Genomic DNA, 12,858 nt, shown 5'->3' with positions numbered 1-12,858 from the left:
GCTATTAACAAACATTTCGCTGCTAATTTACCTTCGTCTATTTTCTATTTCCAATACCATCTTACCCTTAATTTCTTTCTTGCTTATTTTCAATTATTTAGCTCAAAAAACTATTTAACTAACTATCAATAAAATACGGAATATTAACCGTACCTTTGCGGCTCAATTAAAAATAAAAGACGAATGACAAACCCATTTCAATTATTGGGGATAAGTGATGACGTCGTTAATGCCGTAAAGGACCTTGGATTTGAAACTCCAACGCCTATTCAGGAGCAAAGTATTCCTGTACTGTTAGAAGGCACTAATGATTTTGTTGGTTTGGCCCAAACAGGAACAGGAAAAACAGCCGCATTTGGTTTGCCGCTGTTAGAACTAATCGATTTTAAAGTTAATAAACCACAGGCATTAATTTTATGCCCTACCCGTGAGTTATGCTTACAGATCGCTAACGACCTTAAAAACTTTTCTAAAAACGTTGCTAATGCCCACGTTGTTGCCGTTTACGGTGGCGCGAACATTATGCAACAACTACGTGAAATACGCCAAGGCGTTCAAATCGTAGTGGCCACGCCCGGCCGTATGTTGGATATCATTGGCCGTAAGGCAATTGATTTTTCAAACGTTAAATATGTTGTGCTTGATGAAGCTGACGAGATGTTAAACATGGGTTTCCAGGATGACATCAACGACATTTTATCAACTACTCCTGATGACAAAAAAACCTGGTTATTCTCGGCTACAATGCCGGCAGAAGTTCGCCGTATTGCTAAAAAATACATGAACGAGCCTGTAGAGTTAACCATGGGCACAAAAAACACTGGTAACGTTAACATCGAACACGAATATTATATTGTTCGTGCCCGTGATAAATACGCTGCCTTAAAACGTATTGTAGATTTCAACCCTGAAATTTTTGCCGTAGTATTTTGTAAAACCAAATTGGATACACAAGATGTTGCTGAGCACTTAATTAAAGATGGTTACAATGCTGATGCTTTACACGGCGATTTATCGCAACAACAACGTGATAAAGTAATGCAACGTTTCCGTGAGCGCAACATGCAATTGTTAATTGCTACTGATGTTGCTGCCCGTGGTATCGATGTAAACAATGTAACTCACGTAATTAACTATTCTTTACCTGATGAAATTGAGAGTTATACCCACCGTTCTGGCCGTACTGGTCGTGCTGGTAAAACTGGTATTTCAATTTGTATCATCAACTCTAAAGAACTTGGTAAAATCCGTCAGTTGGAGCGCATTATTGGTAAACAATTTACTAAAGCTGAGCTTCCTACCGGATTTGATGTTTGTGAAAAACAATTATTCTCATTGGTACACAAAGTACATAATGTAGAAGTTAATGTGGAGCAAATTGATCAATACATTCCGCGTATTATGGATGAATTTAAAGATTTATCTAAAGAGGATGTAATCAAACGTTTTGCTTCTTTAGAATTTAACCGTTTCTTAGACTACTATTCTAAAGCACCTGATTTAAATGCAGCTGTTGGCGATGATCGTGGCGAAAGAGGTGAACGTGGGGAAAGACGCGGACGTGGTAGCGAAGGTTACACCCGTTTGTTTATCAACTTAGGTTCGGTAGATGAATTTACCCGTGGCGATATGTTATCATTTATCTGTAACAACGGAAAAATTGCTGGCAAAAGCGTTGGTAAAATCGACTTGAAAGGTGTTTTCTCTTTCTTTGAGGTGGAAGATGATGTTGCTGATAAAGTTTTCGAAGGCTTTAAATCTGTTGAGTTTAACGGTCGTGCAGTACGTATCGAGAAAAGCGGAGATGGTGGTCGTGGCGAAGGTGCTGGCGAAAGACGCGGTGGCGGTGAAAGACGTAGCGGTGGTTTCGGCGGTGAACGCAGAAGTGGCGGTGGCGGTGGTTACCGTGGCGGCAGCGGCGGTGGCGACAGAAGAAGTTCTGGCGGTAGCGGTCGTAGAGAAGGCGGAAGCAGAGAAGGTGGAAACGCTGGTGGTGGTTTCAGAGATTTCTCTGGACGTAGCCGTGATGAAAAAGGTGGAAGTAGAGAAGGTGGAAGCGGACGCAGAGAAGGTGGAAGTAGAGAAGGCGGAAGTGGCGAACGCAGAAAAAAATGGTAAATCACTAAAACCAAATATTTTAGAAGCCGTCCTGTCTATTCAGGACGGCTTTTTTTATTATAAAGGTTTTTGAACAGATGAAATTTGATTGCTGTAAGTGATTAATTTTCATTTAAAAGGTTTTGATCGCTTATAAATATCCAAAAATGAAAGGCTTTCGTTTTTATTTTAGTTAGCGGTAATGGGAAATGCCACACCAACATAACATCTCAACCCCGATTCGGGTACAAACAACCTCAATTTGGTTACATTTACTCTTTAAAGGAAGACGAACTTTGCATTGTAAAACTTAAAATGTAAAACGATGCAAAAAGTAAAATTTAAAAACAGAAATTGGGACACAGTAGCCAATCTTCATTTGCCCGACAATTTTGATGAAACAAAGAATTATCCCGCTATTGTTTGCGTTCATCCGGGAGGCAGCGTAAAAGAACAAACCGCAGGTTTTTATGCCGGAAAACTTGCCCAAAAAGGGTTTATTGCTTTGGCTTATGATGCTTCTTTTCAAGGCGAAAGCGGTGGAGAGCCAAGATATTTTGAAGACCCAACCAGTCGTGTAGAAGACTTATGCTATGCCGTAGACTATCTTACTACATTATATTTTGTAGATAAAAACCACATCGGTTTATTGGGTATTTGCGCAGGCGGTGGTTATGCTGCAAATGCAGCATTGAAAGAAAGGCGAATAAAAGCTTTGGCTACAATTTCAGGAGTAAACATAGGCCGAGCATTCAGAGAAGCAAATTTTTTAGAAACATTAGAATCTATTTCTACGCAACGAACTGCGGAAGCCAACGGTGCAGAGCCGATGATTACCAATTGGACACCCAATTCTTCCGAAGAAGCAAAAAAGGCAGGCATAAACGATTTGGATATGTTAGAGGCTATTGATTATTACAGAACGCCAAGAGGCGAATTCCCTACTTCAAACAATAAATTGCTTTTTGCAAGTACGGCGAACTTAATCATGTTTGACGCTTTTCACCTCGCTGATTTTTTATTGACACAACCCTTATTGATTATCGTTGGAGACAAAGTTGGTTCTTTCGGTTCTTACAGAGATGGCTTTGACTTATACAAAAAAGCCGTTTCTAAAAACAAAAAAATCCATATCGTAAATGGTGCAGGTCATTATGATTTATACGACAAACCCGAAGCAACAGCAGAAGCATTAGATGAACTAGTGCCATTCTTTCAGGAAAACCTTTTGCAGAAATAATGACTTTTTTTCTAAAAATAACCGGAGTAATCTTGCTCATTGCAGGTTGCGTTCTAACATACAAACCAAACATAATCAGCAAAATTCCCTTACCCGAAAATCCATATCAAATGATTGAAATACGGGTTAAATGGGGATTTTTAATTGGATTAGGGATTTTCTTAACTTTTTTCAATGAATGGAGTAATTGGAAATTAAGCGTTTTTGCAGTATTGTTTTTTCTAACTTTAGGAATTATCATAGCCCGATTAGTTGGGTTTGCTTTAGACGGTTTTTTTTCAAAACAATTACTTTGGCTAACCATAGAAGTTGTTGCATTAATTATCTTTAGAATTTTATTTAGATATGCAGACCATTAATTCTTTATCCGAATTTCATCGCTTACTATCCATTCCTCCCCCTTCACATCCGTTGGTTAGTGTGGTTTTGGTTTCTGAAATACACGCTGTAGATTCTGATTTGTGGAAACATTTTTCTACTGATTTTTATACGATATCTCTAAAAAACAATATCCAATCCAAAGTAAAATACGGACAGCAATATTATGATTTTGACAAGGGAACAATGATTTTTACTGCACCTAAACAAGTCCAATCGGTTAAACTAGAGAAAACCAACGCTTTTAACGAAACGATTGGAACAGGATACGTGTTATTTTTTCACTCTGATTTTTTGAAAAAACACCCATTGCAAAGCACAATCAAAAACTATGGTTTCTTTTCCTATTCCATAAATGAAGCGCTGCATCTTTCTGACCAAGAAGAAAAAAATGTTATTGAGATATTTCAAAAAATAGAAAAAGAATACCAGCATATTGACAAGCATACACAAGATATTATTCTGTCGCAAATTGATTTGCTTTTGAACTATTGCAATCGTTTTTACGAACGTCAATTCATTACCCGAAAAGTTGTAAACAATGATTTACTTTCTAAAATGGAAAATCTATTGAACGATTACTTTAATAACACGGAAACGCTAAAAAATGGATTGCCGACAGTTGAATATTTAGCCAATCAACTTCATTTTTCTGCAAATTATTTAAGCGATATGTTGCGTTTGCTAACAGGACAAAATGCCCAACAGCACATTCACGAAAAACTCATTGAAAAAGCAAAAGAAAAACTTTTGACGACAAACTTATCCGTAAACGAAATTGCTTATGAATTAGGTTTTGAGCAATCGCAATCCTTCAACCGACTTTTCAAAAAGAAAACTGAAATGTCTCCCTTAAAGTACAGACAATCGTTTAATTAAATTTTCACTTCCCAATTGTTTTAACAACAAGAAAATAAAAAGCAAAAGTACTCTTGCCGTTTGTAATTTCTTAACCAAGCTAGTGAACAAATTACTTGCCATCAATATAAAAATCACTCTACAAACAGAGAAACATACCTAATGATTGATCTATTCAAAAAATTCCCAATTTTAACCACCGAAAGGCTTAGACTTAGACAATTATCTCATGATGATCAGCTGAATATTTTCGCTTTGCGTTCTGATGCAGTAATAAACAAATATCTCGATAGAAAACCAAGCACAACAGTTGAGGATGCCTTACGATTTATAGACAACGTTAATGAAAATATAAGAAATAACACCTCCATTTACTGGGCAATTACCCTAATAAAAACTAAAACTTTTGTGGGCACCATTTGCCTTTACAATTTCTCCACTAAAAATAATAGTTGCGAAGTCGGCTACGAGTTAAAAACAAACTTTCAAGGGCAGGGCATTATGAAAGAAGCACTGGAGGTAGTTATAAATTACACTTTTGAAACCTTGCAGTTTTGCCAAATCATTGCATTTACACATAAAGGAAATCAGAAATCTACCAAATTATTAACGACACTTCAATTTTCTAAATCTGAAGATCTATTGACTGAAAACCCTGATATCAGTATTTTCAAGTTAGCTCGATTGAATTAAAAACAGAATGTATTGACCTATGATGCGGTTGCCGATAAATCCAGCCCGACCGACATTACCATACTCGAAATTTATGCTGATACTGCTGCATACGAAGCGCACATCACTACCGCTCATTTTAAAAAGTATAAAGAAACGGTTAAGGATATGGTGAAATCGTTAGAACTTGTTGATGTTAACCTCATTGGTAGTGGAAAGAAACCTGATTAATAATACAGCAAAACCATACCGTAAAAAGCGTATATCGCACCCAAAGCATGCAAAATAGATGACAAACATCATATAATCAAACCATTAGTAATTATATTTAGTATAACCTAATAACTAAATATAAAATTATGAGCAGACATGGCGCACTTTATCAGGACATCGTTCCTTTTACATCTCGATTTTACGACAAAGGAAAATTCGGCAGAATTTTTCCCTCACTGCCACCTTTCGCAACAGACACTACTAAAGTCAGGGAGGCTTTAAAAGACATTGGCAAAAAAGGCGGCATCATGGACGCTAAAGATGATATGAATCAAGATCCTATCAATTTAATTACCGATCCTACACTACAAGTCAACAATCCGAACTCACCGATTATGGGAGCGGGTATGACTTTCTTAGGCCAATTTATCGATCATGATATCACTTTTGATCCAACTTCCAGTTTGGAAAGGCAATCGGATCCAGAATTTATAGAGAATTTCAGAACACCAAGCCTGGCTTTGGATAATGTATACGGCAGCGGTCCTGGAGCTTCTCCGCACCTTTACGATCAATCTGACGGCATGGGCATAAAAATGCTGCTTCATCCCCTAACTAGCCAAGGTAAAGACGGAATAAATAAATTTGATTTACCTCGAAATTCCCAAAATACCGCATTAATAGGCGATCCGAGAAACGATGAAAATTTAATAGTTTCTCAGCTGCAAGTACTTTTTTTACAATTTCATAATAAATTGGTTGATGCGATTCGGGTTAAATGGCCCACAAAATCACCTTCAGTAGTTTTTAACGAGGCGCAAGAGCTTGTTCGCTGGCATTACCAATGGATTTTGCTTCACGAGTTTTTGCCGCTCCTATGTGGTGAAAATGTAGTAAACGATGTACTCACTAACGGCCGAAAATTTTATGGCTGGCATAATCAGCCTTACATTCCTGTAGAATTTTCGGTGGCAGCGTATCGTTTTGGACACAGCCAAATCCGTCCGTCCTACCGTGCGAATTTTGGAACAGCAAACAAGCCAAACCCAACGCCATTTTTTGCTGATATTTTCGATTTCGCTGCCGACCATCATAGTCCGGACCCTAATGATTTACGAGGCGGCAAGAGAGCTGATAGACGCTTTATAGATTGGCATACCTTCTTTAATTTGGGCGATGGAAGTATGAGACCGAATAAGCTGATAGATACAAAAATATCTTCTCCCTTATTTCAACTCCCAGGTTTTGCATCTGGCGATGTGATTTCTTTGGCATCTCGCAATTTACTTAGAAGTTTAACCTTTAGTATGCCATCGGGCCAACGTGTTGCACATGCAATGAGATTTAAGCCAATGGAAGCTGAAATATTCAACGACTTAAAGCACTATAAAGTCAATTTTGAAAACAGCACACCATTGTGGTTTTATATACTAAAAGAAGCAGAAGTTCAACAAATGGGTTTAAAACTCGGAGATGTTGGAGGAAGAATTGTAACTGAAGTATTTGTAGGTTTATTAGAAGGTGATAATACTTCCTTTATAAGCCAAAATCCATTCTGGAAACCAAGCTTACCTTGCTGGGAAGCTTATCGTAGCAATAAGCATTTTACCATGGCCGATCTATGTAGAATTGCCGAAGGAAAAGTGCCAATTGAATTTTAAAAAGGAAGGCATCAATATCTCGTTCAAACGATTGCTATCTATCCATGGTTCTCTCAACCGCTCTATAATTTTAGAGCGGTTTTTTTTACGTTGTTTTCAATACCTATGCAATCGTTAAAATTTATTTAAGTATTGTAAAATAGTAGTTCGGCTTTACAAATATTCTTAAATTGCATTACTTTCGCTAATTATGCAGGCAAAATATATTTCCTATCAGGAAACTGGCTCTTTTTCAAAACTGGTTTTGGATTATATCAATGATGAAGAACAGTTAAGGCCTTTTTACAGTTATCGTCCTGATATGGATGGTTTAGCCCAGGCAATAGAAAACAGGAATTTTTCCGGAGATCGAAACATTTTGGTTGATGTTCTAAAAAGCCAATACCAGCACATTCAAACCAATAAATCGGTAACAAAAAACATCGAACTTCTGGCTTCTGAAAATACTTTTACAGTAACTACAGGCCATCAACTTAATCTTTTTACTGGCCCCTTATATTTTATTTACAAGATCGTTACCGCAATAAATCTAGCGATCGAGTTAAAGATGGCCCATCCTGATAAAAATTTTGTGCCTGTTTATTGGATGGCCACAGAAGATCATGATTTTGAAGAAATTAATCACGTAAGTGTTGATGAAAAAAACATCAGTTGGATACAAACCACCAATGGTGCTACCGGCAGGTTAAGTACCAAAGCTGTCGCTGCTGCAGTAACCGCTTACAAAGGCTATTTGGGTATTTCGAAAAATGGAAAGCACATTGCTAAACTGGTAGAAAAAGCTTACCTGGAACATGATAATTTAGCTGATGCTACACGTTATCTGGTAAATAAATTATTTGAAAAATACGGTTTGGTAATCGTTAATGCAGATGAAGCGGCATTAAAAAAGATTTTCGCGAGCGTAATAGCTGATGATGTGAGGCAGCATAACAGTTCTAAAAATATCGACTCTACCTCTAACCAGCTCGAGGAAAAAGGCTACAAAACCCAGGTTAACGGCAGGGATATCAATTTCTTTTATCTCAAAGATGATTTGCGGGAACGTTTAATTTTTGAAGATGGGAAATACCTGGTCAATCATACTGACATCAGTTTTACCGAGGATGAACTGTTGGCAGAAATCGCATCGAACCCCGAACGGTTCAGTCCGAATGTGGTGATGCGGCCAATGTACCAGGAAATAATTTTGCCAAACATCGCTTACATCGGCGGGGGCGCTGAAGTAGCTTATTGGATGCAGCTAAAAGCCAATTTCGATTTTTATAAAGTAGATTTTCCGGTGTTGTTGCTCCGTAATTCTGCTTTATTGATTGATAAACGCAGTGCCGAAAATTTATACAGTCTGGGTTTTTCTCTGGAGGATATCTTTTTACCGGTTGAAGAGTTGAAAAATCTGTGGGTAAAGAAAAACTCGACTGCCCAGCTTAGCCTAGCCGATGAAACCCGTGCTATCAATAGTATTTTTGACCAGATTAAGTTAAATGCTTATAAAATTGATAAAACCCTTTCCGTTTCTACCGATACTGCAAAGCAGAAAACAAACCGCTTGCTAGCCAACCTAGAAAAGAAACTCTTTAGAGCTGAAAAACGAAAGCATGAAATGGCGTTGGTACAAATTGAAAATGTTAAAAAGCGACTTTTTCCTAATGGTACCATGCAAGAAAGAACTTTGAATATCGCACCAATGTATGTTAACTACGGGGAAGATTTTCTTTCATCCTGCATAGAAAACTTCGAGCCACTTGGCGGCGATTTTACCCTACTCTTACCCTAAACAAATCGTCATTGCGAGGCACGAAGCAATCCCTTTGAATAGATTGCTTCGTACCTCGCAATGACGACAAATTGATGCAAAAATGAACTTTATAACCTTTACCGAATCACACCTCCGAGCCTTCACCTACAACGTTTTTAAAAAAATGGGCTGCTCTGATGAACACGCTGAGCTTGCTACCGATGTATTAATTCGTTCTGATTTACGTGGAATTGATTCACATGGTGTGGCCCGTTTAAGTGGCTATGTTCGTTTATGGGAGAAAAATAGAATCAATGCCACACCCAACATTAGAATTGTACATGAAACGCCGACCACTGCAACCGTTGACGGCGATGCGGGTTTGGGTTTGGTTGTTGCACCTTTCGCAATGAAAGTAGCAATCGAAAAAGCAGAGAAATACGGAAGCGGATGGGTTTCAGTAAAAAACTCTAACCATTTCGGGATTGCGGGCTACCATGCTTTAATGGCGGTAGAAAAAGACATGATCGGCATCAGCATGACCAATGCAAGTCCGCTGGTTGCGCCAACATACACCAATGAGCGATTACTTGGAACCAACCCAATGTGTTACGCATTTCCGGCAGGGAAATATCCTCCGGTAATTGTAGATATGGCTACCTCTGCTGCTGCAAATGGAAAATTAGAAATTGCACAAAGGGCTAACAAACCTATCCCTGAAGGTTGGGTACAGGATAAAAACGGAAAAAATTCAATTGATCCTAACGAATTGAAAAGTGGGGGTTCGCTCCTGCCTTTGGGTAGTGATAAGGATCATGGAAGTCATAAAGGTTACGGATTGAGTGCTACAGTTGATATTTTATCGGCTGTGCTTTCAGGTGCAAACTATGGCCCATGGGTACCACCTTTTGTTGCTTTTTTAGAACCCTCTGCAAACCCGGTTGGTGAAGGTTTAGGCCATTTCTTAGGTGCAATGCGTGTCGACGGTTTCCGCCCTGCCGAAGAATTCAAAAATCACCTGGATAACTGGGTGGAACGTTTTAAAACTGCAAAAACAATTGATCCTGATAAGAAAGTAATTATACCTGGCGAACCGGAACATGAGTTTGAACAAGAGAGAAAATTGAGTGGAATACCTTTGATCGACGTTGTAGTAAAAGATTTGAATGAGTTAGCCGAAAAATTAGGAATTGGAGGTTTAAATTAAAGAAAAAGCCGCGAGTGTAACCAGCACTCACGGCGATAACTAACTAAGTACATATGGTTAACCTACCATAAAAAGGCAAAATCTTTCGGCTAAAATGAGGGGCAGCGTTATAATACTTTAAGCGTTTCCTTTAACCATAACGCTTTACTCGAAGCGCCAATGATGATTCTAAAATCCCCTGGTTCAATCACAGATTTCATTTTTGCATTGAACATTTTCAGCATTTCTGGCTCGATTTCAAACACAATCTCTTTACTTTCTCCTGGTTTCAATGCAATTCTCTTGAATCCTTTAAGTTCCAATACTGGCCTAACAATGGTAGCCAACATATCCCGAATATAAAGTTGAGCAACTTCTTCACCTGCCCGATTGCCGATATTTTTTAGTTTAAAAGTGGCTGTAACCTTCTCGTTTTGATTAATTTCACGTTTACTCAAAACCAATTCACTGTATTCAAATTTTGTATAACTCAAGCCGTAACCAAATGGAAATAGCGGTTCTCCACTGAGGTTATTGTAATCATCGCCACGCCCGGTTGGTTTATGATTATACACCAATGGCAATTGCGATTCATGTACCGGGTAGGTTATCGGCAATCGCCCTGCAGGATTATAATCGCCAAAAAGCGTTTCCGCTATTGCGTTTCCTCCTTCTTCCCCCGGATACCAAACATTTAAAACCGCAGGTACATGATCGATCCAATTATTCATCGTAATTGCACTTCCACCAACCAATAGCACCACAACGGGCTTACCACTTTTAACCATTTCATTGATTAACTGTTCCTGATTTCCAGGCAAGTTCAACATGGCCCGATCTTGAAATTCACCCTCTTTTATACCGGCAGCAATCACCACAACATCTGCTTGTTTGGCAAGCGAAACGGCTTCAGCAAGCTCCTTGTCAACATTATTAATCACTTCAAAATCAGAAATGAATTTGATGTAGGCATTGCCTTTCGTTTCTTGAAATTCGATGCGGATGGCATATTTTTTATCTTTTTCAAAATTAAAAGAGATCAGGCGGCTATGATAAGAAGTTTTCTCCCATTGATCGATCAACAATTTATCGTTGATAAAAAGCCTGAAACCATCATTCCCTTCTAAGCCGATCTTGAATGCTCCGGTTTGTGGGGCGACTAAATTTCCGGTCCACCTTACCGAGTATTGATCTTTTGCAAGTTTGCGGTCGGGAGCATAAAGGGTCCACATGAAATCGATTTTCTTGTCGATTCTGGTAACCGCAGGTAAGCCGCTGAAATTCAAATTATCAAAATATTCGGCCTTTAATCCCCTTGCTGTATCGGTACGTAAAAAATTAGCTGGGATAATTTGGTAGAATTTAGGATCGCGACTGCTTCCTTTTGCATACACCACGTTGGCTGCTTGTCCCACCCTTTTCCTGATTCCTTCCAGAATACTGATTTTGCCGTTTCCAGAACCGCTATACCCCCCTAGACGTGCTTCAGTAGCATCTTCACCCAGTACTAAAATCTTCTTGTCAGCATTTAAAGGAAGTAATGATTGCTCATTTTTTAACAGCACAAATGACTTTTGGGCGGCTGCTTTTGCTACAGATTTATTGCGTTTATCGCTTACAGCTTTTTCAGCATCCCTTTCTGATACATATGGATTTTCGAAAAGACCCAGTTCAAACTTTGCTTTCAAAACCCTTGAAACGGCATCATCGATTCGGCTTTTCGAAATTGAACCATCCAAAAAAGGCGGGATGAAGAGTTTATAGTGATCAAATTCAGTTTGAAAAATCACATCTAACCCGCCTTCAATGGCTTGTATGGTAGATTGTGCATAGCCTGTTGCGGTATGATGCAATACACTGGCTCCACCAACGGCTCCTGCATCAGAGATTACGAAACCTCCGAAAGCCCAATCGTTTTTTAACTTTTGCGTAAGCAATTGATAATTCGACGTTGCCGGAGTTCCATCAACAGAATTGTAAGCCGTCATCAGCGATCTGCTTTTGCCTTGTTTTATCGCCACTTCAAAAGGTGGATAATAGATTTCCTTCATCATCCGCTCATTGAAATGGATAGGATAGCTGTCGCGACCGCCATCGCCCACATTTGCAATAAAGTGTTTAGGTGTGGTAATGATGTTTTGCTTTTCGAATGCGCTGACAAAAGCCAAACCCATTTGCGAAGAAAGGAAGGGATCTTCACCGTACGTTTCTTCCGTCCTGCCCCAACGCACATCTGACGCGATGTTTACAACTGGCGTCAAAATATCTCTAATTCCTCTCACTTTAGTTTCTCCAGCTATTGCCCGAGCAACATTAGCCATATTTTCGGTATCAAAACTCGCTGCCAGCCCGATTGCCTGAGGAAAAGCGGTTGCACCTTGGCGCACCAAACCATGAAGGGCTTCATCAAAAGGAATAATCGGAATGCCCAACCGGGTTTCAGTCATAAAGAATTTCTGAATGGCGTTAATTTTCTTAGCCAGTGTGAACGCATTTTCTGAAGTATTGTAGGTCATCATTTGATTGGCACCACCACCACCTTGAGATACAGCACTTACCTGTAAACCAAAAATCCCATTCTGGTAACGCTTTTTATCAACCCCATCAAGGTCGCCGGGAATCATAAATAGTTGCCAGAATTTTTCTTCCGGAGTCATTCTCGCCAGCAAATCCTTTACCCTATCATCGATGCTTGACTTCGCATCTTTGTAAACAGGGGTTGTTTGCTTTTGTGCAAATGTATTTATTGCATCAAGAGAAAAAATAGTTATCCCAAGAATGGCTACAAAACATTTTATCTTCATAGGGTTTAATT

10 protein-coding genes are annotated in these 12,858 nt (G+C 39.0%); 9 read left to right on the top strand and 1 reads right to left on the bottom strand.

The features are described 5' to 3' along the window. Positions 1–183 precede the first annotated feature (183 nt). The 9 genes from ACZZZK_RS18010 (at position 184) to ACZZZK_RS17970 (ending at position 10,064) form a co-directional block, all read left to right on the top strand. Positions 184–2,118: a DEAD/DEAH box helicase gene (locus ACZZZK_RS18010; RefSeq protein WP_056848702.1), complete on the top strand. Its 1,935-nt coding sequence runs from the start codon at positions 184–186 to the stop codon at positions 2,116–2,118. Between the two features lie 304 nt (positions 2,119–2,422). Beyond that, positions 2,423–3,337 carry an alpha/beta hydrolase gene (locus tag ACZZZK_RS18005; protein ID WP_463485326.1) on the top strand — a complete coding sequence of 305 codons (915 nt, stop codon included), beginning with the start codon at positions 2,423–2,425 and terminating at the stop codon, positions 3,335–3,337. After that, a complete protein-coding gene (locus tag ACZZZK_RS18000; RefSeq protein WP_463485325.1) occupies positions 3,337–3,696 on the top strand; it encodes a DUF4345 family protein in 360 nt (119 codons plus the stop codon). Before ACZZZK_RS18005 ends, ACZZZK_RS18000 begins: the two co-directional genes overlap by 1 nt. After that, positions 3,683–4,594 (top strand): helix-turn-helix domain-containing protein, encoded by a 912-nt coding sequence (locus ACZZZK_RS17995; RefSeq protein ID WP_463485324.1) that lies wholly within the window; start codon positions 3,683–3,685, stop codon positions 4,592–4,594. Before ACZZZK_RS18000 ends, ACZZZK_RS17995 begins: the two co-directional genes overlap by 14 nt. A gap of 141 nt (positions 4,595–4,735) precedes the next feature. Beyond that, positions 4,736–5,266: a GNAT family N-acetyltransferase gene (locus ACZZZK_RS17990; protein ID WP_463485323.1), complete on the top strand. Its 531-nt coding sequence runs from the start codon at positions 4,736–4,738 to the stop codon at positions 5,264–5,266. A 12-nt stretch (positions 5,267–5,278) separates the two neighbouring features. Further along, entirely contained in the window at positions 5,279–5,476 is a 198-nt protein-coding gene (locus ACZZZK_RS17985; RefSeq protein WP_463485322.1) for a putative quinol monooxygenase, read from the top strand. Between the two features lie 128 nt (positions 5,477–5,604). Beyond that, positions 5,605–7,119, top strand: a complete 1,515-nt coding sequence (locus tag ACZZZK_RS17980) for a peroxidase family protein (protein WP_463485321.1) — start codon at positions 5,605–5,607, stop codon at positions 7,117–7,119. 190 nt (positions 7,120–7,309) lie between these two features. Further along, positions 7,310–8,896 (top strand): bacillithiol biosynthesis cysteine-adding enzyme BshC, encoded by a 1,587-nt coding sequence (gene bshC, locus ACZZZK_RS17975; protein WP_463485320.1) that lies wholly within the window; start codon positions 7,310–7,312, stop codon positions 8,894–8,896. 82 nt (positions 8,897–8,978) lie between these two features. Continuing rightward, positions 8,979–10,064, top strand: a complete 1,086-nt coding sequence (locus tag ACZZZK_RS17970) for an Ldh family oxidoreductase (protein ID WP_463485319.1) — start codon at positions 8,979–8,981, stop codon at positions 10,062–10,064. A 107-nt stretch (positions 10,065–10,171) separates the two neighbouring features. Here the strand turns inward: ACZZZK_RS17970 and ACZZZK_RS17965 are convergent, their stop codons facing one another. Continuing rightward, positions 10,172–12,847 carry a glycoside hydrolase family 3 C-terminal domain-containing protein gene (locus tag ACZZZK_RS17965; RefSeq protein WP_463485318.1) on the bottom strand — a complete coding sequence of 892 codons (2,676 nt, stop codon included), beginning with the start codon at positions 12,845–12,847 and terminating at the stop codon, positions 10,172–10,174. Positions 12,848–12,858 lie beyond the last annotated feature (11 nt).

This window comes from Pedobacter sp. AC163 (assembly GCF_979258665.1).
The sequence above is the reverse complement of the archived record's forward strand: the minus strand, read 5'-3'. Positions and strand labels throughout refer to the sequence as shown.